This window comes from Gordonia aichiensis NBRC 108223, from assembly GCF_000332975.1.
Lineage (GTDB): Bacteria > Actinomycetota > Actinomycetes > Mycobacteriales > Mycobacteriaceae > Gordonia > Gordonia aichiensis.
In genome coordinates, this window is record NZ_BANR01000010.1 from 89,902 (window position 1) to 111,527 (window position 21,626).

The following is a 21,626-nucleotide window of genomic DNA, read 5'->3' on the forward strand; positions in this document are numbered from 1 at the left end:
GCTAACCTGCGCGTTCATCGTGTAGTCAGAGCTTCACGCATCCAAAGGAGGACAGACCATGAAACTACACAAGCAGCCCAGCCCCGACGTTCCGCTCGTCGTCCTCGACGACGACGTCCTCGTTGCGCGCTACGCCACCACCCTGTTCGATGAGGGAACGCCGGTGGCAGTGGTGAGCAGCAACTACTACGACGTCGTACCGTTCATGCTGCGCAACAACGGCCACACCGTCGCACTTGTGGCCGACGTCGACGACACAGCCCAACTGGCAGAAGCGATCACGATCGTCGAGCAGCGTCTGGGCCACGTCGCCACAGTCATCCGCTACGAGGCCGATCTGGCGACCGCACCTCACCGAGACTCGCAGCACCCCGCAACGGCGGCCTGAGCAAGAACGCCTGCTCGGCCACTGCCGGGGTTCTGCGAACCGCGTGCTGCCACAGGCGCTTCCAGGGAGCGTGAACCACCATCATCGCGACAGCAATGACCGCGATGATCGCGACGACGTCGAGCACGTAGTGGTTTGCGGTGCCGATCACCACGAACGCGATCATCGGCGGGTAGATCGCACCCAGCACGCGCACCCAGGTGCGGCGGGCGTAGAGCACGATCATCAGCCCGCACCAGATCGCCCAGCCACAGTGCAGCGACGGCATCGCAGCGAACTCATTCGTCACCGACTGCGGGCCCGGCGAGCCTGATGCTTCCCACCAACCCCACGAGGCGGTCTGGGCCATGATGTCGACGTAGCCGGGGAACATGCGCGGAGGCGCCGTCGGCATGAGATAGAAGCCCGCCAACGCCAAGAGCGTTGTCAACGCAAGGACAAGCGATGCCTTGCGATACTGGTCGCGGCGTCGCCAGAACAGCCAAACGACGACGCCGATCGTCACCCACCAGTGCAGCGTGTGGTACTCCAGTGCCGAAATATCAGCGACAGGCTCGGTGCGGTGGACCCACCCGTTGAGCCGGCGTTCGATGTCGATGTGGAGCCACTCCTCGACGCCGGCAATGGACCGTCCGTCGGCAAATGCTTTGCCGACGTCGTGCCCGCCCGCATTACGCACCCGCGAATACGCCTGGTAGACCCCCAGCACCAGAAGAATCTCCAGCCACCATCGGGGCCGAGCGAGATAACGCCCCACCGCCGACGCCGCATCACCGAGCCTCACTACGGCCGTTGCCGACCACGAGCACACGTCGAGCAGGACCCCGCGCGTCCGGTTCTCTACCGAGCGACCTCTCCAGACATAGGTCATGAGTACCCTCTGTTCACCAGCCGTCCATCCAGAGTTCTAGAATAGTTGAGTCGCTCAACTAATAGAGTTCGGGGAGTCGGGCAGGATGCACATGTCACTCGCGTCAGATCTCCTACGCGTTCACCGTCACACCGGCGAAGCCATCACCTATGTCGGGTTCGGGGTCGGCTCGTACCTACTCTTCCGCTACTCCGGACTCGACTCGCACATCACCTGGGCCCACTGCGCTGTCGTCGGCTATCTCGTAGCTGCCGTTCTGTCGATCGGACCCCACCGGCATACGCGACTCGCGCGGATCGCCGCGATCACCGGCGCCGTCGTCGTGCCGTTCGTCATGCTTCTCGACGGGCATCACCAGATGCAGGATGAGGTCGGTGTTATTTCACGGTCGGGCGAGTTGCTGCTGTCGTCGGGCATTCCTTATGTGCACGGAGCCTCGACCCTCGGAGACATCAACCCCTACCTGCCATTCATGGCCGTGTTCGGCATCCCGGCGGCCCTCGTCGCGAGAACTCACGGAACCGGCAACGCGCTCTGGTCAGCAGTCGGCGATCCGCGAATCTGGTGTGCTCTCATCGCGCTCGTCGGCATTCTCGGGTCGGTGCGCGTGCTTCGCGCACACTCGCAGACCTCACGCACCGTTGTCGTCCTGTTGATCGCCTCCCCTACCATCGCACTCGAAATGTGCGCGAGCGGAGTCGATCTGCCGCTCGCCGGGCTTCTGCTACTCGGCCTTGCACTGTCAGCCACACGACGGCCGACCTTCGGCGCCCTCTGCATCGCCGCCGCATTCGCGATCAAATGGGTCGCGATCATCTGCGTTCCGGTGATCCTGGCGATGCTCGTCGTGAGATTCGGCCGTCGCGCGGCACTTCGCTTCGCGGGTGTGTTCACGGCGACGGCCGTCGTGCTGATCATTCCGGCTCTGTTCTCGGTCTCCGACGTCGTCGATCAGGTGCTCGAGTTTCCCACCGGCAGCGGACAGGTCTCGACGCCTGCGCATAGCGAACTTCCCGGAGTCCTCCTCGCCTCCACCGTACCCGCGGGTCGCATCATCGACATCGCACTGCTCGGCGTCTGCGCCGCGGCCATCATGGTCTGGCTCGTTCGTCGCCCGCCGGCGACGTTCGCCGCTGCCGCGACGGTTGCCGGGTGCGGTTTCACATGTTTCTTCCTGCTCGCACCGGTCGGCCGATTCGGCTACATGTTGTTGCCGATCCTGCTGTTCGGGTTGGCCTACGTTGGGCGACTCAACGACAAGCGCAGCGCCGCACCCCCTCAGCTCGCGGCCACCAGCTGAGCTGCTACCGACGTCGCCGAGAGTCGACGTCATCGCACGACAGCGGATGTAAGGCCGACGACAGTCCCGGCGTGCACGCTGAGCACCATGACTACGACAACCACGACCACATCGACGCCGAGCGCCTCGGCGCTTCCGCGGTCCGACCTCGCCATCAATGCACGCGGACTGGTCAAGCAGTTCGGCTCGAATCGCGCTGTCGACGGCGTCGATCTGGCGGTACCGACCGGATCGGTGTACGGCGTCCTCGGGCCCAACGGGGCGGGCAAGACCACCACCGTGAGCATGTTGGCCACGCTGCTGACGCCAGACGCCGGATCGGCGACGGTTTTCGGCTACGACGTCGTGCACGATTCGACAGCAGTTCGCTCTCTGGTCGGCGTCACCGGCCAATACGCCTCGGTCGACGAAGACCTCACGGCCAGGCAGAATCTCGTCGTCTTCGCACTTCTCCTCGGGTTCTCGCGGAAGGCGGCGAAGTCCAGGGCGGACGAGTTGCTCGATGAGTTCTCGCTCACCGAGGCCGCGGACCGTCCGCTCAAGGACTTCTCCGGCGGCATGCGTCGACGCCTCGACCTCGCCGCGAGCCTCATCGACACCCCACCGCTACTCTTTCTCGACGAACCGACGACCGGCCTCGACCCGCGCACCCGCGCCCAGATGTGGGAGACCATTCGTCGACTCGTCGCCGAGGGCGCCACAGTCCTGTTGACGACCCAGTACCTTGATGAGGCAGACCAACTCGCCGATCGGATCGCGGTCATCGACCATGGCCGCGTCATCGCCGACGACACCGCGGACGCGTTGAAGAGTTCGGTGGGCGCGGCGACGCTCCAACTCGCACCACTCGATCGCGCCGACGCGCCGCAGGTCGCCGAGATCGTCGAACGAGTGTTGGGCGAACCGGCCTCCCTCTCGGCCGAAGCCGGTAGGATCTCCGCTCCGCTGCACCGACCAGACCTCGTGCCGGACGTCTTGATCGCCATGCGCTCGCACGGCATCGCGGTCGATGAGATCAACGTCCAGAAACCCAGCCTCGACGAGGTGTTCCTCACCCTCACCGGCAAGCCTGCCGACACCCAGAGCCCCACCGATGTCGATGCCGAACAGCAGGAGAACCTCGCATGACCGCAGCACTGCACCACAACTCAACCGCCACAGCGATCACCACCGGTACCGTCCGTGCACGGGCGAAACAGTCGGTATCGCTGACAGAGACAGCTCGACAATCACTGACCATGGCCTACCGCGGCGTGCTCAAACTCCGGCACAATCCCGAGCAGTTGTTCGACGTGACGATCATGCCGATCATCTTCACGGTGATGTTCACCTACATCTTCGGGGGCGCCATCAGTGGCAACGTGTCGTCGTATCTTCCCGTCATCGTCCCCGGCATCCTCGTGCAGACCGTGGTGATGAGCTCCATCGTAACCGGAACTCAATTACGCGAGGACATGGACAAGGGCGTCTTCGACAGATTCCGTTCCCTCCCGATCGCGCGAATCAGTCCGCTGGCAGGTGCCCTGCTCGCCGACGTGATCCGTTACCTCGTCGCGAGCGTCATCACCGTCGTCATGGGCCTCATCATGGGGTGGCGCCCCAACGCACTTGGCATCATCGCATCCGTGGTTCTGGTCATGGTGTGCAGTTTCGCGGTCTCGTGGGTTTTCGCGCTCATGGGCTGCCTGATGAGTAAAGCCTCTGCAGTGCAGGGAATCTCGATGCTCGTGGTGTTCCCGCTGACCTTCATGTCGAATGCATTCGTTCCGGTTGACACGATGCCGGGTTGGTTGCAGGCATTCGTGAACGTCAACCCGGTGAGTCATCTCGTGACCGCGGTCCGTGAACTCACGTCGACCGGCCACGCGGGCATTCACGTCGTGTGGGCGCTCGTGGGAGCCGTCGTGATCACCGCGGTCTTCGCCCCGCTCGCCGTGCGCGCGTACATGCGCAATGCCTGACGATCACCCCACTACGACGACGCCCCTCCCCGTCCGGGAGGGGCGCCGTGGTGTCGTGAGCCGATGGCGACCGGACTGGTCACAGGTTCGCCGAGCCGAGAACCCGCACGAGTTCCTCGGTGGCACGCCGTCGGGACATGGCCGCAATGTCGGCAGTCGCGTCCTCCCATTCCGCGCGGGTCAGCTTCGACGCACCGGGAAGATCGCTCAGGACAGCGTAGTAGCCCGGATAGTCGACACGAGCCTTCAGCCGCTTGCCGAGCATCATCAGTCGGGCACCGTCGTGGCGCGTATCGATGTTGTCGCACAGAACATATCCGGTTGCCACCGCCATATTCGCGGTCTGGGGGATGTCGCTCCAGCCGCCAGGCGAGAGGGTCTCTGCGATACTGCTCTCGAGTACCGGCAGTAGCCCGCGGGCACGGTCGGCTTGCCCCGTGCGCACCAGCCCTATGGCGGCCACGCCGATCAGCATCGACGCACCCGGGTCCCGTGCGGCCATCGGGTGTTCCCGCAACAACAGGTCCGATGCCCTGGCGAACATCGCCGCCGCATCGGCGTGATCTGCACGCGCGAAATGTAATTCACCGAGCGCCAGCATCATTCCGGCGAACACCTCGGGAAAGCCGCGCGGGTCGGGGTCGTCGGCAGTCCAGCCGTCGGCGACGCGTGCCAACTCTTCTTCCGCAACGTCCAACTGTCCCAGATTGATCAGCGTCACGGCGAGGTAACCGCGCGCCTGCATTTCGTCCTCGAACGAGCCCAGCCGAACGAGATCGGCGATCCCACCCCGATAGAATTCGACGGCTGCCGCCCAGTCCGCCTGCTGGCTGTGGATGCCGCCCAGACTGACCAGCGCCATTGCCGACAGCCAGCGATCGCGCCCGAGCCGGGATCGCTTCAGCAACGTCTCACCGTCGCGTTCGGCCTTGTCGAGGCGTCCGAGATTCTCGGCGAGATTCATGCGTCCGCTGAGCGCGGTGGTCGCCACACGTTCATCGGGACTCGAGGTGCCGCGCACCACGTATCGGATCGCCTCCATCGTGGTTCTGCTGAGCACACACGCGGTCATCAGTTCCGTCGGCTCGACGTAGATGCGGTCAGGATTGTGCAGGCGGCGCAGATAGTATCGTGCACGAGCGAGCGCTCGCAGATCCCGGCGCAGCATCTGGTGCGTCATCGACGCGAGAATTGTTGCCTCCCAATCCCGTCGACGTTCATCAGACAGTCGTGGGGGCGGCAACGGTAACACCCAGAGCAGCCGGGACCCCCAGTTCATGACCTCCGCGTGCAGCCCCCTCGCCATCCAGAATCCGGCGAGAAGCGGGAAGATTCGCACCGCGCAGTCGACTGCTTCTGCCGTCACGGACGCATCGGCCTCGTCGTGCGCGATCTCCTCCGTGCAATGACGGAGAACCCAGACAAGATTGTCGACGTCGGCTGCCACACTGGCCATCAACGCCGCGTCGACACCGATGTCGTACCTCGTAACCAACTCCGCCGCAACGGACCTACCCCATTCACGCATCGTCGAATCGACCGCAGCCGACAACCCCGGCTCGGTGGTGAGCTTCTCTTCGCCAAACTCACGCACCATCTCCAGCATCCGGTAGCGCACCCGGCCGTCGGCCTCGACGACGGTCAACAACGACTGATTGACCAGCGAGGCAAGAGTGTCATCGAGCCGAAATCCTCGATAGTTCAGAATGATCCCCGCCGCGTCTGCGGTGAATCCTGCGGGAAATCTACACAGCCGTCGTAGTGCATCACGCGCGTCGTCGTCGAGAAGCTCCCAGCTCCAGTCGATCACCGCTCTCAAGGTTCGATGCCGGTCGGGCGCGCTGCGATCCGATCCGCGGAGCAGCGCGAAACGTTCGGCCAACCGATCGGTGACCTCTTCGACCGTCATGGTCCGAATTCGAGCCGCCGCCAACTCGATTGCCAGCGGCAGTCCGTCGAGGTGTCTGCACAGTCGCGCGACGGACTCGCGTTCAAGGTCAGCGTTCGGCCGTACTGCGCGGGCGCGCGTGAGAAAGAGTTCCACAGCGGGTCCGTCGTCTGTGACGTCGAGCGTCGGTAGCCCGAAGATCTGCTCGGACGGCAGCATCAGTGGAGCGCGGCTCGTGACAAGGACCTTCAACGACGAGTCCGTGGCCAGGAGGTCGGCGACGAGGCGCGCGGACCGCTCGATGACCTGCTCGCAGTTGTCGAGGATCAGCAACGCGTCACGTCCGCGCAGCGCGTCGACCAGCCTGTCCTGAAGATCACCCGTCGCCGCGAGCCGGGGTCGTCCGCTGGTACCGAGGTCTGACTCTCCGACGCCAAGTGCTGCGGCGATGGCCGGCACGACATCATCGTCGTTGCGGATCGGTGCCAGCGGAACGTAGTAGACAGCGGAACCCGCGTCGACGAGGCGATGCCCGACGCGATTGGCCACCCGTGTCTTGCCGACGCCCCCCGGCCCTTGGATCGTGACGAGCCGATGCGTCCGCAGCCGATCGATGATCGACGCGACGTCGCCGTCACGACCGATGAGATCGCTCGTCTCCACCGACAAACCTGCCTGCATGGTCGAGCGCCGCGCACTCGGGGCGGGTCGTCGGGCGTCACGGTCGTCCTCCGCGAGCAGGGCTTCGTGCAACCCCGTGATCGCCGCCCCGGGATCGACACCGAGTTCCGCCGACAATCGCCGCCGCAGCGAAGCGAACACCGCGAGCGCATCGGCAACCCGGCCCTCGCCGGCAAGCGCGCGCATCAGATCGGATGCAGCCGTCTCATCCAGAGGGTCTCGTGCACATCGTTTTTCGGCGATCGACCGGGCCGTCACGTAGTCTCCGGAGTTCATGGCGACGACGCTGCGCGCGCGATCAAGGGCGTCCTCGGCATGCGCTGCCCGCGCACGGACCTCGCCGACCAACGGCTCCGCGTCGTCGCCGAGGTCGTCGCCGGGCTCGCCACGCCACCACGAGAGAGCGGCGTCGAGTGCGGCGGCATCACCCTGCGCGATCAGCTCTTCAACGAGCTCGACATCGGTGCGGATACCCACCAGTCGATACCCGTTTCCCGACGCCTCGATGTGTCCGGCACCGAGGATGGTGCGGAGCCGTGAGATCTGGGTGTGCAGCGCCGCGCCGGGAGAGCGTGGCGGTGCGTCGGCCCACACGTCGTCGATGAGGCGCTCGGAAGACCGTGTGCGCCCGCCACCAAGCGCCAACGACGCCAGCAGTCTCTTGGCGCGGATACCCGGGACCGTCACCAGATCATCCGGCGTCGCCAGTGAGTCGTCGGCTGCCCACACTCCGGTGGCGACTGGACCGAGGAGGCCGATCACGGTGGTTGCGGGGACGGGCACCGTGCCAGATTAGCGCCCGCGCTGCGACACCCTGAGCGCTCGCGCAGCGACGCCTGTCGAGTACCGGTGAAAGACCATGCGGCTCCGTGCTTGAATGGCACGATGGCGCGCAGCTACACACTCGACTCCTTCGACCTCGACTTCTTCGACTCCGCACCGGTGAGTTACCGCATCGACGTCCACCTGCCCGTCACGCCGGAACGTGCGTGGGCCGAACTGACCCGTCAACACACCCTCGACTGGTGCAGGGCAATTCGCAGCATCGAGTTCACCTCCCCTCCGCCCTACGGCACGGGCACGACCCGCCAGGCGAAGCTCGGACCCGGTGTCACGCTCTCCGAGTATTTCTTCGACTGGATCGAGGAGCCCGAAGAACACCACTACCGCAACGCATTTCGCGGCACGTCGGTGACTGTTCCGGGGCTCTCGCGGTTCGGCGAACTGACCGAGGTGAGTGCGGCCGACGTCGGATGTCGCCTCGTCTGGAAGTTCGCTCTGGAACTCAACACAAATGCCAAACCCGTCCGGTTGTTCAGCGGGCCGACGGCCGCGTCGGTGTTCAAGACCGTCGAAACCGACACGGTTCGTCATTTCTCGACGCTTCGTCCGCAGGTCTAGGGTCGTCGCCCCGCGGCGTCGCCACGCATGTCACGACTCGCCCCTGTCATCAACGCCGCTCACGTCAGCGGAGGAAACCCGCATCAGCAAGAGCGGCACGGACGACTTCGCGGTGCTCAGCTCCCCTGGTCTCCGCGCTGACCGTCACCTGCACCTCGCCGAGCTGCAGATTGTCGGCGACACGAGAATGGACGACGTCGACGACGCTCGCACCCCGGTCACGCAGTAGTTCGAGCAGCGAGATCAGTCCACCCGGCCGATCCGGGATGGTCGCGGTGACCGTGAGAAATCGACCGGACGCCGTCAACCCGGTGGTGGTCACGTGACTGAGCACCAGCGGATCGATGTTGCCGCCGGAGGCCACGACACAGATCCGGCCGGGTAGCTCGAGATCGAGGCTCATCAGCGCGGCGACACCGGCGGCCCCGGCGGGCTCGACGAGCAACTTGGCGCGTTCGAGCATCAGCAGCAGCGCGGTGGCGAGCTGTCCTTCATCGACGGTGACCACCTCGTCGACCAACTCGCGGACGTGAGCAAACGGCACATCGCCGGGCAGTGCGACGGCGATGCCGTCGGCCATCGTCGACATGTGCGCTGCGGCGACCGGCATGTCCTCCTGCAGCGAGGTCGGCCACGCTGCCGCCTGAGCCGCCTGGACTCCGATGATCCGCACGTTCGGGCGTCTGGCCTTGACCGCGGCGGCGATCCCTGCAAGGAGCCCACCGCCACCCAGCGGAACGACAATCGACCCGACGTCCGGCATCTGCTCGCAGATCTCGACGCCCACACTCGCCTGGCCTGCGACGATATCGCGGTGATCGAACGGGTGTATCAGCGTGGCACCGGTCTCTGCCGCGAATGCACGTGCGGCGACCAGTGATTCGTCGATCGTCTCGCCGGTGAGCACAACCTCGGCCCCATACGCCTTGGTGGCGGCCAACTTCGGCAACGCCGCGCCCACCGGCATGTACACCCGCGAACTGATGCCGAGGTGCGCGGCCGACCATGCGACCCCCTGGGCGTGATTGCCCGCGCTGGCGGCAACGACGCCCGCCGAGCGCTCGTCGGGGGTCAGCCGCGAGATCCGGTAGAAGGCACCACGCGGCTTGAACGATCCTGTGCGCTGCAGATTCTCGCACTTGAGCCACACGTCGGAGCCGCTGCGTTCGGACAGCACCCGCGACGCCACCATCGGGGTCCGACGCATCACCGGCGCCAACACCGACACGGCGTCGTCGATCTCGGTCTGTGTGATCAGCATGATGAGCGTCAACCTACGCGGTCATGGCGCCGGACGCAGCGCACCGGAAGCCCGCGGTTGACGAACTACTGCAGCGCTTGCTCCAGGTCGGCGAGGATGTCGTCGATGTCCTCGATGCCGACCGAGAGGCGCACGAGATTCTCGGGAACCTCCAGCAGCGACCCGGCGGTCGACGCGTGGGTCATCGCGCCTGGGTGCTCGATCAGCGATTCGATGCCGCCCAGCGACTCGGCGAGCGTGAACACCTCGGTGCGGGCACAGAACTTCTTGGCGTCCTCGATGCCGCCGGAGACCAGCACCGAGACCATCCCGCCGAATCGCTTCATCTGCTTGGCTGCCACCTCGTAACCGGGATGCGACGGATCGCCGGGGTAGAGGACGCGCTCGATCTTGTCGTGGCGGTTGAGGTAGTCGGCGACCTTCTCCGCGTTGTCGCAATGGCGCTCCATCCGCACCGCGAGCGTCTTGATGCCGCGCATCGTCAGGTAGGCGTCGAACGGTCCGGGCACCGCACCCGCGCCGTTCTGCAGGAACGCGATGTCGGCGTCGAGTTGCTCGTCATCGGTGACGAGCGCACCACCGACAACGTCGGAGTGGCCACCGAGATACTTCGTCGTCGAATGCAGCGCGACGTCGGCACCCAGCGCGAGCGGGCGCTGCAGGTAGGGAGTGGCAAAGGTGTTGTCCACGACCAGCTTTGCCTTGGCCTCGTGCGCGACCTCTGCCAGCCGCTCGATATCACCGACGTTGAGCAGCGGATTGGTGGGCGTCTCGACCCACACGAGCTTGGTCTTCGGCGTGATGGCCGCACGTACGGCGTCGATGTCGCTGACCGGTGCCACCGAGTAATCGATGCCCCACTGGGTGAAGACCTTGTCGATCAGCCGGAAGGTGCCGCCGTAGGCGTCGTTCGGGATGACGAGATGGTCGCCGGGGCGCAGCGATGCTCGCAGCATCGCGTCGGTGGCCGCCATACCGGAGGAGAAACCGCGCCCGTACGTACCGCCTTCGATGGCTGCGATGTTCGCCTCAAGCGCGCGTCGCGTCGGATTTCCGGTACGTGCGTACTCGAACCCGTCGCGCAGTCCCCCGACACCGTCCTGTGCGAACGTCGAACTCGCGTAGACCGGCACGTTGACGGCTCCGGTCCGCGGGTCGGGCTCGTAGCCCGCATGAATGGCATCGGTCGAAAACCCGCGCGGGCGCTGGTACTTCTTCACGTGAGAACTCCTCGCTGAGTGGGAATCTGGATGCGTGCTGTCGCTAGCCCGCGGTGATCGTGGGATGTGTGCTGACGAAGGCCAGCAGATCGTGCCGGGTGATGACCCCGATCGGCTTGCCGTCCTCGACGACCATGAGGGCATCGGACTCACCGAGTGCCTTGGTCGCAGCAGATACGGGCTCGCCAGACCCGATCAGCGGGAACGGGTCGCCCATGTGCGCCGACACCGGGTCGGCCAGGTTCGCGCGCCCCTCGAAGACGGCCGACAGCAGATCGCGCTCGGTGACCGCGCCCGCGACCTCGCCGGCCATCACGGGCGGTTCAGCTCCGACGACCGGCATCTGGGAGACACCGTACTCACGGAGCATCTCGATGGCGTCGCGCAACGTCTCCTGCGGGTGGGTGTGGACGAGGTCGGGCAATGTGCCTGTCTTGCCGCGCAACACATCCCCGACGAGCGGCTCCGGTTTGCCGCCGTCGAGCGGCGTGCGCAGGAATCCGTAACTGCTCATCCACTCGTCGTTGAAGATCTTGGCCATGTATCCGCGCCCGCCGTCGGGTAGCAGGACCACCACGACGGAATCGGGTCCCTCGCGTTCGGCCACCTGCAGCGCCGCGACGACGGCCATGCCGCAGGAACCACCGACGAGCAACCCCTCTTCGCGGGCGAGGCGTCGGGTCATGTCGAATGAGTCGGCGTCGGAGACGGCGATGATCTCGTCGGGGATGCTCGGGTCGTAGGCCTGCGGCCAGAAATCCTCGCCGACGCCCTCGACGAGATAGGGACGCCCGGTTCCGCCGGAGTACACCGAGCCCTCGGGATCGACACCGACGACCTTGACCTTCCCGTCCGACACCTCCTTGAGGTAGCGGCCGGTGCCGGTGATGGTGCCGCCGGTACCGACTCCTGCGACGAAGTGGGTGATCTTTCCGTCGGTGTCGCGCCAGATCTCGGGACCGGTGGTCTCATAGTGGCTCTGCGGGCCTGCCGGGTTCGCGTACTGGTTGGGCTTCCAGGCACCCTCGACCTCGCGGACCAGCCGGTCGGAGACGCTGTAGTAGCTGTCGGGATGCTCCGGCGCGACGGCGGTCGGACACACGACGACCTCGGCGCCGTAGGCACGCAGTACGTTGCGCTTGTCCTCGCCCACCTTGTCGGGGCACACGAAGATGCATTTGTATCCGCGCTGCTGCGCGACAAGCGCCAGCCCCACCCCGGTGTTGCCCGACGTCGGCTCGACGATTGTGCCGCCCGGGCGCAGCTCCCCCGACTTCTCAGCGGCGTCGACCATCCGCACGGCGATACGGTCCTTGCTGCTGCCGCCGGGATTGAGGTACTCGACCTTGGCGGCGACCAGCCCGGATCCGGGCGAGGTCACGGAGTTGAGCTTGACCAGTGGTGTGTTGCCCACCAGGTCGACGACGTGATTGGCGATGCGCATGCCTCCATGGTCCCAGAGCGTCGCGAGACGTCCACATTCGACTTACCGCTAAGCTTGCTTCCGTGTCCGATTCGCGTCACGTCCTCCGCGATGTCGGTGCCGCCGCGACCGCAACGGCCGCAGGAGCCGGTGCCACGTGGGCGGCCTACAACGTACTGGTGTGGCAGGCGCAGCAGGCCAGAACCACCATCCCGCATCGCACCGACAACGCTCCCAACGGCGACGGCATCTACCTACCCGACGGCAGCGGCCCTCTGCGCGTCACGCGTGAGACCTCGGCCGATCTACACCTGACGGTCTTCGGCGACTCCACGGCCGCGGGTCTCGGCGTCGACTCCGCGGACGACACCCCCGGCGTCCGCGTCGCCCGGCGCGTGGCCGCCGACACCGGACGCACCATCCGCTACAGCAACAAGGCCATCGTCGGCGCGACGTCGAAGGGCCTCGCCGCGCAGATCGACGCCATGCTCATCGCGGGACACCGGCCCGACGTGGCACTGATTCTCGTCGGCGCCAACGACGTGACCGCGACCAACGGCATCAGGGCGTCAGCGAACCGTCTCGGCGCTGCAGTCCGTCGACTACGCGAGACCGGCGCTGTGGTGGTCGTCGGCACCTGCCCCGATTTCGGGGTCATCACCGCGATCCCCCAACCGCTGCGGTCGGTGCTGCGGATCTGGGGCTTGCGGCTCGCGGCCCGTCAGGCGTCGGCGGTACGCGGTGCAGGAGGGGTCGCCGTCCCGCTCGCCGATCTGCTCGCCGAGGAATTCAAAGCCGAGCCCGACCACATGTTCTCGCCCGACCACTACCACCCGTCTGCAGCGGGATATGAGCTCGCCGCTGCGATACTCACACCACCGGTACTCGAGGAGATCGGCGAGTGGGGCCCCGCACCATTGCCCGAGCCGCCGGAGATGTCGGAGACCGTACCGACGAGCAAGTTCATGACCCGACTACTCCGTCGTGCACGGACCGTCGCATGAGCGCTCGTGTCGATCTCAACAGCGATGTCGGGGAGTCGTTCGGCCGGTGGCAACTCGGTGACGACGACGCGGTGCTCGAGGTGGTCAGCAGCGCCAACGTCGCGTGCGGATTCCACGCAGGCGATCCGAGCACGCTGGCGCGCACCTGCCGCAGCGCACGCGAGAACGGCGTCCGCATCGGCGCACAGGTGAGTTATCGCGATCTCGCAGGCTTCGGGCGACGCTTCGTCGACGCCACGCAGACCGAACTGACCGACGACGTCGTCTACCAGATCGGCGGACTCCAAGCCATCGCCCACGCTGCCGGAAGCGTCGTCAGCTACGTCAAACCCCATGGGGCGCTGTATAACACGGCCGTGCATCACGAACAGCACGCGCGTGCAGTCGTCGACGCGGTCGCCGCGGTCGACCCTGCCCTCCCAATACTCGGACTCCCCGGCTCGCTGCTGCTCGAGATCGCTGCTCAACGCGGAGTCCGCACGGTACGGGAGGCTTTCGCCGATCGGGCCTATCAGTCCGACGGCACGCTGGTCTCCCGACGCGAGCCCGGCGCCGTCCTCGACGATCCGGAGCTCGTCGCCGAGCGCGTGGTTCGGATGATCACCGACGGCGTCGTCGAATCCATCGACGGTCGAGACGTGCGCCTCGACGTCGACTCGGTGTGTCTGCACGGTGACAGCCCTGGGGCGGTGGCGATGTCGATCGCGACCCGTGCATCCCTGGTCGCTGCGGGCGTCGAGATAGTTCCGTTCACCTGAATTCCGGCCGGGACGGCAACGCGAGTGCGACGACCGCGCCGAGCACGGCGAGGACCACCGACCACCAGAAAGCGGCGGCGAACCCCGCACCCACCGAGGCCGCCGACACGACCACCACGGCGAGAATCGCCGTGCCGAACGATCCACCGAGTTGCTGCGTGATCCGGGTGAGCATGCTCGTGTCCTGACGGGCGGAATCGGGTACACCGATGAATCCGGCAGCCATGATCGGCGACAGTAACAACCCGAGACCGAAACCTCGGAAGAGCAAGGCCACCATCAACCAGAACGGCGATGTACCAGCATCTGCGACTGCGAATGGCACGGTCGCAGCGGCGACGATCAGGAATCCGGAGAGCGCCACCCAGCGTCCGCCGAACCGATCGGTGAGCCGACCTGCGAGCCCACGGGTCACGAAGGCGCCGACACCCTGCGGGATCAGATAGAGCGCGGCGCGCAGCACCGAGTCGCCATATACCTGTTGAAAGAACAAGGGCAGCAGAAACATTGCGCCGAACGAGGCGATGCCGAACGCGAACAGTCCAGCAGCCGACGCAGCGACCGCGCGGTGGACAAGAACTCGGATATCGACGATTCCGGCTCGCTGCGACACAACGCCACGTGCCACGAACGCGCCCAGCGCACTCGCGCCAAGGAGTACCGGGACCAGCACGCTCACCCGCAACAGGCCCGTATGCGCGTTCGAGAGCCCGAGAAGGACGAGCGCAAGCCCCGGTGCGAGCAGCAGGAGCCCCACGATATCGAGTCGTGCGTGATGGTCGTCGGCGTCGGCCGTCGAGCGGTCGTCTGGGATGCGGCGTGCGAGATACAACGCGACGGCGACGATCGGAACGTTGATCAGGAAAAGCCACCGCCAGTTGAGCCAGTTCAGTATTACGCCGCCGAGCACAGGCCCGAGGATCGGTCCCAACGCCGTCGGCATCGACACCAGGGCGATCACCTGCCCGAGTGCGACACCTCGACTCGCCGATACCAGGATCGACGTCATCAGCGGCATGATCAGCCCGGCACCTAGACCCTGCACGATACGAAATGCTATGAGCGACGGTGCATTCCACGCCACGGCGCACAGCACGGACCCCAGCAGGAAGATCACCAGCCCCGCGATCCAGGCCGCCCGCGAACCGAATCGGGTCGCCGCCCAGCCCGCGAGCGGGACCGCGACGGCGAGTGCGAGCAGGTACCCCGTGCTCACCCACTGGATCGTCGACACCGGGACATCGAGATCCCGGCCGAGGGCCTCGAGCGCGATGGTGACGATCGTCGTGTCGAGGATCGGTGCGATCAGGCCGACGATCACCGCCCACGCAACGCGACGCGTCGCCGGGTCGATGGTCTGCGCCGGAGACGCTGACACAGGCATGACGACCTCCTTAAGAAACAGTTATGTATCTTATTGCAACGCTAGCCCGTCGCGATAAGATACGCAAGTGGACCTTGAGGACAATGCGTCGACGACGACCCGACGCCGGGGCGCCGAACTCGAAACAGCAATCCTCGACGCAACGTGGGACCAATTGCTCGAGCGCGGCTACGCCGGTCTCACGTTCGAGGCGGTCGCCGACCGCGCGGGAACCAGTAGGCCCGTGCTCTATCGCCGGTGGGCGACGCGCGGGGAGTTGCTACGCGCAGCGGTAGCGCACCGCGGGCGCCAGATCACGGTCGACGTGCCGGATACCGGAAACCTGCGCGATGACGTCCTCGCCGCGCTGCGCGACATGAACGCCACCCGCGCAGACTTCGTGGTGATGATGGCGTCGAGCCTCGGTGAGTACTTCGCCGAGGGTGACACCAGTCCACGGGAGGTCCGCGCATTGTTCGTCGGCGACCGCGTCTCGATCATGCCCACCCTCATCGACCGCGCCATAGCACGTGGCGAGGTCGACCCGGCGCTGGTCACCGAGCGTGCCATCGCGCTCCCGACCGACCTCTATCGCTACGAGGTACTCATGTCGCTGGCGCCCGTCCCAGACGATGTGCTGCGCAGCATCGTCGACGATGTCTTCCTTCCTCTCATACAACCCGACGGCTGCCGGTCTTCCCCGACAAGCAGGGACCCGTCGAGTGACAAATCCGGCTCATCTGGCGTCGACGACGTGCAGTAACGTGTTTCACATGACTGAAGCCGTCATCGTTGCCCATGCCCGCTCCCCGATCGGCCGCGCCGGTAAGGGATCCCTCAAAGACGTCCGGCCGGACGAACTCTCGCGCCAGATGGTTACCGCGCTCCTCGCGAAAGTCCCTGAACTCGATCCCAAAGACATCGAGGACATCCACTGGGGCATCGGTCAGCCCGGTGGTCAGGGTGGCTACAACATCGGCCGTGTCCTCGCCGTCGAGCTCGGATTCGACCACATCCCCGGCGTCAGCGTGAACCGCTACTGCTCGTCGTCGTTGCAGACCACTCGTATGGCACTGCACGCCATCAAGGCCGGCGAGGGCGACGTCTTCATCTCCGGCGGCGTCGAGAGCGTGTCGAGCTTCGCTGTCTCCGGAGGAGCCGACGGCGCACCGGACTCCAAGAACCCGATCTTCGACGAGGCCCTGGCCCGCACCGAGCGCACCGCCGAGGGCGGCGCACCGGCGTGGCACGATCCGCGCGAGGACGGTCTATTGCCCGACGTCTACATCGCGATGGGTCAGACCGCCGAGAACGTCGCCAGCTTCACCGGCATCTCGCGTGAAGATCAGGACCACTGGGGTGTTCGTAGCCAGAACCGCGCAGAGGAAGCCATCAAGGCGGGCTTCTTCGAGCGCGAGATCGACCCGGTCACCCTTCCCGACGGCACCGTCGTCAGCACCGACGACGGCCCGCGACCCGGCACGACCTACGAGAAGATCTCGCAGCTCAAGCCGGTCTTCCGTCCCGACGGAACCGTCACAGCCGGAAACGCCTGCCCGCTGAACGACGGCGCTGCTGCGCTGGTCGTGATGAGCGACACCAAGGCCAAGGAACTCGGCCTGACCCCGCTCGCACGCGTCGTGGCGACTGCTGCCACCGGGTTGTCGCCGGAGATCATGGGCCTCGGGCCCATCGAGGCCGTGCGCAAGGTCTTGCGGGTGTCGGGCATGTCGATCTCCGACATCGACCTCTTCGAGATCAACGAGGCGTTCGCCGTGCAGGTCCTCGGTTCGGCCAACGAGCTGGGCATCGACCACGACAAGCTGAACGTCTCCGGTGGCGCCATCGCGCTGGGCCATCCGTTCGGCATGACCGGTGCACGCATCACCACCACGCTGCTCAACAACCTGCAGACCCACGACAAGACCTTCGGCATCGAGACGATGTGCGTCGGCGGTGGGCAGGGTATGGCGATGGTGCTCGAGCGCCTGAGCTGACCCCACTTCTGGTTCGACGACCGAGGCCCTGCACTCCAGCGGAGTGCAGGGCCTCGGTGTATGTCGTGCTGGAACTACTAGTTGTTGGAATTGAAGTAGCTCAGCAGGCGCAGGATCTCGACGTACAGCCACACCAGGGTGACGGTGAGTCCGAGCGCCACTCCCCAGCCCGCGCGTGACGGAGCGCCCGCACGGATGAGCCGATCAGCGGCGTCGAAATCGACGAGGAAGCTGAATGCAGCGAGCGCGATGCAGACCAGCGAGAAGATGATCGCGATCGGACCGCCGTCGCGCAGCACACCCGCTCCGCCGGTGAACAGCCCGATGATCAGGTTGCCGATCATCAGAACCATCACACCGATGAGTCCGGCGAACAGCATGCGCGTGAAGCGCGGTGTCACCCGGATGGCGCCGATCTTGTAGACCAACAGCATGCCGAAGAAAACGCCGAACGTACCGAGGACCGCCTGACCGATCAGCGCGCCCGCGCTGGTGTCGCCGCTGACCATCCAGTTGGCGAACACGAACGAGATCGAACCGACGAAGAGGCCCTCGAACGCCGCGTACGCGAGCACGATGGCGGGATTGTCCTGCTTACGACCGAACGACGCGACCAACACGAGCACGAGGCCCGCGATCGCGCCGATACCCATGAGCGGGCCGGCCAACGCATTGTTGTAGCTGCTGATGACATAACTGACGATGGCTGTCACCGTCAGTACGCCGAGCGTGATCGCCGTCTTGGTGACGACGTCGTCGATGGTCAATTGCCGTCCGGCAGCCTGCGGCGGTGCATACTGCGGCGGGACCTGCTGACCGTACTGGTTGTACATGGCGGCTTGCCCGGCCCCGGCCATGTTGGAACCGAAGCCGGCGTATCCACCGGGATTCTGGTTATCGCGGACGACGCCGCGCATCACCGGGTTACTGCTGTCTCGCACAGGTGCTCCTTTTATGGACGTGTACGTCTCATCAACGGGGATCGACCCGTTCGAGTTCCGACTTTACCTTCTCTTGACCAACCGGGGGATCCGACGGCGCGCTCAGTGCGTCGAGGAATCCACGAACCTCGTCGGGTTGGCGGTAGTCGCGAATCGACAACACAGCACGCCCCAGGCAGACCGAACGGAGGGTCTGTTCGGCGATCGCGAGGTCATCACCCCAGCCCATACCCGGTTTAGCGATCATCAGTGACGCCAGCCCGTGCGCCGTGGTCCACAGTTCCAGTACGACGTCGCGCACTTCGTCGTCCCGGAACATGCCCGCGTCTGCGAGTTCGCTGACGGTTCCGGTGAGTCGGACGAACGCCGACGCCGCGAGCACCTCGTCGACCTTGGTCCGCTGGTCTGCGGGCGAGACGTGGTGGAACGCCTCGCGGTAGAGCACCGGGGTGTCGACCGCGAATCGCACGTACGCCATCCCCATTTGCAGAGTCCGCTCCAGCAGGTCATCGATCCCTGCCGACGCCTCGACCAGCTTTTCGTCGAGTTGCTCGAAGTAGCGTGCGCACACAGCCTCGAGAAGCGCGTCCTTGTCGGCGAAGTGCAGGTAGATCGACGGCGGCGTGACGCCCACACGGTCGGCCACCGCACGAATCGAGACTGCTGAAGCCGCTTCGGAGTCGAGCAGGAGCGACGTCGCGGCGTCGATGATCTCCTCTGCCAGCAACTCACCCGATCCGCGGGGCGATCGGGTTCTGCGACTGGTCGGCGTCACTGTTCTCCTGTGTCTCGATCTCGGGTGTGCGGTGTGCGTCGGCGTGGTCCTCATCGACCTCCTCGGTGAGTCCGAAGCGGTCGTGCAGCCGACGCAGCGGAGCCGGTGCCCACCAGTTCGCGCGCCCGGCCAGTCGCATGAACGACGGGACGAGCAGCATCCGGATGAGCGTCGCATCCATCAACACGGCGAGGGTGAGCCCGACACCGAACATACGCATGAACGACACCTCCGACGCCGCGATTCCCGCGAACACGATGCTCATCAGCAGCGCTGCCGCCGTGATGACGCGCCCGGTTCTCGCCAGCCCGAGTGCGACGGCGCGGTCGTTGGCCGCGCGTGACCTGTCGGACGCCAGCCACGATTCCCGGATACGGCCGAGTAGGAACACCTCGTAATCCATCGACAGCCCGAACGCGATGCAGAACATGAGCACCGGCATCGTGGCTGCGAGGTAGCCGGTTGCCGTGGTGCCCAGGCCACCGAGATGCCCTTCCTGGAAGAACCACACCATGGCACCGAAGGTCGCCGACAGCGACAACACGTTGAGCACCAACGCCTTCAGCGGCAGCACAACGCTTCCGCTGAACAGGAACAGCAGGATGAAGGTGGCGATCGCGATCACCCCGAGCACCCACGGGAGGTGCGCGTAGATGGAGTCAACCGTGTCGACGTTGGTCGCGGCCGCTCCGGTGAACTTCACTGTGAGACCGTCCGGCACCGGCACGTCCCGCAGCTGGGCGAGCTGGTGCTCGCCGGCCTCCTGCATCGGTTCGAGGCTCGTGGCGATGGTGATCACTCCGACGTCGCCGCGCAGGTCCGCGGGGTTGACCGGTCCCACTGCCCGACCGTCGACGAAGGTGCCGCCCGCCCCCGGCACCGAGTTGACGTCGGCCACGCGCGAGAGTTCCTGCGCGTACTGCTCCCTCGTCTGTTGCGAGACATCACCGGTCGTGACGACGGTGATTGTCGAGGAGAGGTTCTGGGCGAAGTCGTCGCGGATCTCCTGCTGGATCTGATGCGCACTGGCGCTCGTCGGCAGCACACGGTCGTCGGGAAAGCCGAAGTTGATCGACAGGAACGGTGCACCGAGCACCAACAGAATCGCGACGACCGTAGCCCCGACGGGCGCGGCACGTTTCAGCACCCACGACGCCGCGCGGTACCACCAGCCCTCTTCGACCGGCCGCGGTGCTGGCTCGGGTCGGCCCAGGAGCTTACGAAGTCCGCGACGCGCGTCGAGCGAGTCGATCCGGTCGCCGAGGAGCATGAGTACAGCCGGTGTGAGCACCAGCGAGGTCACCGCGGCGATCGCGACCACCCCGAGTCCGGCGTAGGCGAACGAGCGCAGGAAGTACATCGGGAAGATGGCGAGGGCGGCAAGCGCGAGGCCGACCGTCACAGCCGAGAACGCGACGGTGCGACCAGCCGTCGACATGGTGCGCAGGATCGCGGACCGCCGGTCCCGACCATCGGCGACCTCTTCTCGATAGCGAGTGACGAGCAGAAGCGTGTAGTCGATCGCGAGCGCCAAACCCATTGCGGTGGTGAGGTTCAGCGCGAAGATCGATACGTCGGTGACCGTGCCGATCAGACGCAGCAACGCGAAGGTCAGCACGATGGCAATGATGCCGACACCGATCGGCAGCATCGCAGCGATCACGCCGCCGAAGACGACGATGAGCACGAGGAAGCTGATCGGGATCGCGATTCCCTCGGCGAGTGCAAGGTCGCGTGTGGTCTGTTCGTTGACCTGTTGGAAAACCAGGCCCTCACCACCGACACGGACCGAGATGCCATCACGAGTCCCCTCGAACCGCGAGGCAACTTCCTTCGCGTGCGCGGGCGCGTCGGCCTCGCCGCCATCGAGCGTGGCGATGATCAGGGCAGAGCTACGGTCCTTGCTGACCAATCCTGGGGCGAGCGTAGGGTCCTGCCACACCGACAGAATCGGTTGCTGCACATACGGAATGGCATCGAGCTCGGAGACGAGCGACGTGCCGACCGCGGCCGCCCGCGGGTCCTTTTCCATGTCGGTACCTGCGGGAGCGTCGAGTTTCAGAACGACTTGTAATCCCCCGCGCTGGAACGCGTCGTTGATCTGTTGCGCCGCTTGCGCCGATTCGCTGTTGGGGTCGGAGTAACCGCCGGCGAGGAGGTGTTGCGAGGCAGACGCTCCGTAGATCCCGCACAACACCAGCAGCAGAAACGCCACCGCCAGAACACGTTTAGGTGCCGAAACCGCGAGTCGAGTGAGTCTTGCCAGCATGCGGTTCCCCTTGCGCGTGATGGTCACTTACCCGCGTTAAGTTATCGCCATTAAGTCAGGGCGTCAAGGGTGTATCGCTCGATGAAGCTGCGCATTCGCCGGTCGCCGTCGCACTCGGCGACATC

The 21,626-nt window shown here is 65.7% G+C and carries 18 protein-coding genes; 9 read left to right on the forward strand and 9 right to left on the reverse strand.

Annotated features, from left to right (window positions below; translation table 11 throughout):
* The first annotated feature begins 58 nt into the window (after nucleotides 1-58).
* Nucleotides 59-388: a hypothetical protein gene (locus GOACH_RS12150; protein ID WP_005174970.1), complete on the forward strand. Its 330-nt coding sequence runs from the start codon at nucleotides 59-61 to the stop codon at nucleotides 386-388.
* On the opposite strand, the gene GOACH_RS12155 is transcribed toward GOACH_RS12150, so the two are convergent.
* Nucleotides 318-1,259, reverse strand: coding sequence for a phosphatase PAP2 family protein (locus tag GOACH_RS12155; protein WP_245551886.1), 942 nt, complete (start codon nucleotides 1,257-1,259; stop codon nucleotides 318-320). The two genes, GOACH_RS12150 and GOACH_RS12155, sit on opposite strands and share 71 nt — an antisense overlap.
* A 91-nt stretch (nucleotides 1,260-1,350) precedes the next feature.
* Here GOACH_RS12155 and GOACH_RS12160 point away from each other — a divergent pair, with 91 nt between their 5' ends.
* From GOACH_RS12160 to GOACH_RS12170, 3 genes are all read left to right on the forward strand, one after another.
* Nucleotides 1,351-2,559, forward strand: a complete 1,209-nt coding sequence (locus GOACH_RS12160) for a glycosyltransferase 87 family protein (RefSeq protein ID WP_157227683.1) — start codon at nucleotides 1,351-1,353, stop codon at nucleotides 2,557-2,559.
* Nucleotides 2,560-2,646: 87 nt separating this feature from the next.
* Complete coding sequence (locus GOACH_RS12165) at nucleotides 2,647-3,687, forward strand: daunorubicin resistance protein DrrA family ABC transporter ATP-binding protein (protein WP_005174973.1); 1,041 nt, start codon at nucleotides 2,647-2,649, stop codon at nucleotides 3,685-3,687.
* Nucleotides 3,684-4,520 (forward strand): ABC transporter permease, encoded by an 837-nt coding sequence (locus tag GOACH_RS12170; protein ID WP_005174975.1) that lies wholly within the window; start codon nucleotides 3,684-3,686, stop codon nucleotides 4,518-4,520. The genes GOACH_RS12165 and GOACH_RS12170 overlap by 4 nt, the downstream gene beginning before the upstream one ends.
* A 79-nt stretch (nucleotides 4,521-4,599) precedes the next feature.
* Here GOACH_RS12170 and GOACH_RS12175 read toward each other — a convergent pair whose 3' ends face one another.
* Nucleotides 4,600-7,872, reverse strand: coding sequence for an AfsR/SARP family transcriptional regulator (locus tag GOACH_RS12175; RefSeq protein ID WP_005174976.1), 3,273 nt, complete (start codon nucleotides 7,870-7,872; stop codon nucleotides 4,600-4,602).
* Between the two features lie 102 nt (nucleotides 7,873-7,974).
* Between GOACH_RS12175 and GOACH_RS12180 the strand changes: the two genes are divergently transcribed.
* The gene (locus GOACH_RS12180; RefSeq protein WP_005174978.1) at nucleotides 7,975-8,490 is read left to right on the forward strand and encodes an SRPBCC family protein; all 516 of its coding nucleotides are present in this window, start codon (nucleotides 7,975-7,977) and stop codon (nucleotides 8,488-8,490) included.
* A 64-nt stretch (nucleotides 8,491-8,554) separates the two neighbouring features.
* Here the strand turns inward: GOACH_RS12180 and ilvA are convergent, their stop codons facing one another.
* The 3 genes from ilvA to GOACH_RS12195 all read right to left on the reverse strand — a co-directional run bounded on the left by ilvA (nucleotide 8,555) and on the right by GOACH_RS12195 (nucleotide 12,415).
* Nucleotides 8,555-9,751, reverse strand: a complete 1,197-nt coding sequence (gene ilvA / locus GOACH_RS12185) for a threonine ammonia-lyase (RefSeq protein WP_005174979.1) — start codon at nucleotides 9,749-9,751, stop codon at nucleotides 8,555-8,557.
* A 65-nt stretch (nucleotides 9,752-9,816) separates the two neighbouring features.
* Nucleotides 9,817-10,971 (reverse strand): cystathionine gamma-synthase, encoded by a 1,155-nt coding sequence (locus GOACH_RS12190; RefSeq protein WP_005174981.1) that lies wholly within the window; start codon nucleotides 10,969-10,971, stop codon nucleotides 9,817-9,819.
* A 43-nt stretch (nucleotides 10,972-11,014) separates the two neighbouring features.
* Complete coding sequence (locus GOACH_RS12195; RefSeq protein ID WP_005174983.1) at nucleotides 11,015-12,415, reverse strand: cystathionine beta-synthase; 1,401 nt, start codon at nucleotides 12,413-12,415, stop codon at nucleotides 11,015-11,017.
* 62 nt (nucleotides 12,416-12,477) lie between these two features.
* Here GOACH_RS12195 and GOACH_RS12200 point away from each other — a divergent pair, with 62 nt between their 5' ends.
* Complete coding sequence (locus GOACH_RS12200) at nucleotides 12,478-13,398, forward strand: SGNH/GDSL hydrolase family protein (RefSeq protein WP_005174984.1); 921 nt, start codon at nucleotides 12,478-12,480, stop codon at nucleotides 13,396-13,398.
* Complete coding sequence (locus GOACH_RS12205; RefSeq protein WP_005174986.1) at nucleotides 13,395-14,156, forward strand: LamB/YcsF family protein; 762 nt, start codon at nucleotides 13,395-13,397, stop codon at nucleotides 14,154-14,156. The genes GOACH_RS12200 and GOACH_RS12205 overlap by 4 nt, the downstream gene beginning before the upstream one ends.
* On the opposite strand, the gene GOACH_RS12210 is transcribed toward GOACH_RS12205, so the two are convergent.
* Nucleotides 14,149-15,540, reverse strand: coding sequence for an MDR family MFS transporter (locus GOACH_RS12210; RefSeq protein WP_005174988.1), 1,392 nt, complete (start codon nucleotides 15,538-15,540; stop codon nucleotides 14,149-14,151). The two genes, GOACH_RS12205 and GOACH_RS12210, sit on opposite strands and share 8 nt — an antisense overlap.
* Nucleotides 15,541-15,607: 67 nt before the next feature.
* Between GOACH_RS12210 and GOACH_RS12215 the strand changes: the two genes are divergently transcribed.
* Both GOACH_RS12215 and GOACH_RS12220 read left to right on the forward strand, forming a co-directional pair.
* Complete coding sequence (locus GOACH_RS12215; protein ID WP_005174989.1) at nucleotides 15,608-16,282, forward strand: TetR/AcrR family transcriptional regulator; 675 nt, start codon at nucleotides 15,608-15,610, stop codon at nucleotides 16,280-16,282.
* Between the two features lie 10 nt (nucleotides 16,283-16,292).
* Complete coding sequence (locus tag GOACH_RS12220; protein WP_005174990.1) at nucleotides 16,293-17,516, forward strand: acetyl-CoA C-acetyltransferase; 1,224 nt, start codon at nucleotides 16,293-16,295, stop codon at nucleotides 17,514-17,516.
* 77 nt (nucleotides 17,517-17,593) lie between these two features.
* On the opposite strand, the gene GOACH_RS12225 is transcribed toward GOACH_RS12220, so the two are convergent.
* The 3 genes from GOACH_RS12225 to GOACH_RS12235 are packed head-to-tail and all read right to left on the reverse strand — an operon-like array spanning nucleotide 17,594 to nucleotide 21,501.
* A complete protein-coding gene (locus GOACH_RS12225) occupies nucleotides 17,594-18,457 on the reverse strand; it encodes a Bax inhibitor-1/YccA family protein (protein WP_005174991.1) in 864 nt (287 codons plus the stop codon).
* 31 nt (nucleotides 18,458-18,488) lie between these two features.
* Entirely contained in the window at nucleotides 18,489-19,232 is a 744-nt protein-coding gene (locus GOACH_RS12230; protein WP_005174993.1) for a TetR/AcrR family transcriptional regulator, read from the reverse strand.
* Entirely contained in the window at nucleotides 19,186-21,501 is a 2,316-nt protein-coding gene (locus tag GOACH_RS12235) for an MMPL family transporter (RefSeq protein WP_040518559.1), read from the reverse strand. Before GOACH_RS12235 ends, GOACH_RS12230 begins: the two co-directional genes overlap by 47 nt.
* Between the last annotated feature and the right edge of the window lie 125 nt (nucleotides 21,502-21,626).

Excerpts from the sequence above, each read along its gene's own strand:
- GOACH_RS12150 (WP_005174970.1), top strand. The coding sequence starts at position 59 with ATGAAACTACACAAGCAGCCCAGCCCCGACGTTCCGCTCGTCGTCCTC.
- GOACH_RS12155 (WP_245551886.1), bottom strand. The coding sequence starts at position 1,259 with ATGACCTATGTCTGGAGAGGTCGCTCGGTAGAGAACCGGACGCGCGGG.
- GOACH_RS12160 (WP_157227683.1), top strand. The coding sequence starts at position 1,351 with ATGTCACTCGCGTCAGATCTCCTACGCGTTCACCGTCACACCGGCGAA.
- GOACH_RS12165 (WP_005174973.1), top strand. The coding sequence starts at position 2,647 with ATGACTACGACAACCACGACCACATCGACGCCGAGCGCCTCGGCGCTT.
- GOACH_RS12170 (WP_005174975.1), top strand. The coding sequence starts at position 3,684 with ATGACCGCAGCACTGCACCACAACTCAACCGCCACAGCGATCACCACC.
- GOACH_RS12180 (WP_005174978.1), top strand. The coding sequence starts at position 7,975 with ATGGCGCGCAGCTACACACTCGACTCCTTCGACCTCGACTTCTTCGAC.
- ilvA (WP_005174979.1), bottom strand. The coding sequence starts at position 9,751 with ATGCTGATCACACAGACCGAGATCGACGACGCCGTGTCGGTGTTGGCG.
- GOACH_RS12195 (WP_005174983.1), bottom strand. The coding sequence starts at position 12,415 with ATGCGCATCGCCAATCACGTCGTCGACCTGGTGGGCAACACACCACTG.
- GOACH_RS12205 (WP_005174986.1), top strand. The coding sequence starts at position 13,395 with ATGAGCGCTCGTGTCGATCTCAACAGCGATGTCGGGGAGTCGTTCGGC.
- GOACH_RS12210 (WP_005174988.1), bottom strand. The coding sequence starts at position 15,540 with ATGCCTGTGTCAGCGTCTCCGGCGCAGACCATCGACCCGGCGACGCGT.
- GOACH_RS12220 (WP_005174990.1), top strand. The coding sequence starts at position 16,293 with ATGACTGAAGCCGTCATCGTTGCCCATGCCCGCTCCCCGATCGGCCGC.
- GOACH_RS12235 (WP_040518559.1), bottom strand. The coding sequence starts at position 21,501 with ATGCTGGCAAGACTCACTCGACTCGCGGTTTCGGCACCTAAACGTGTT.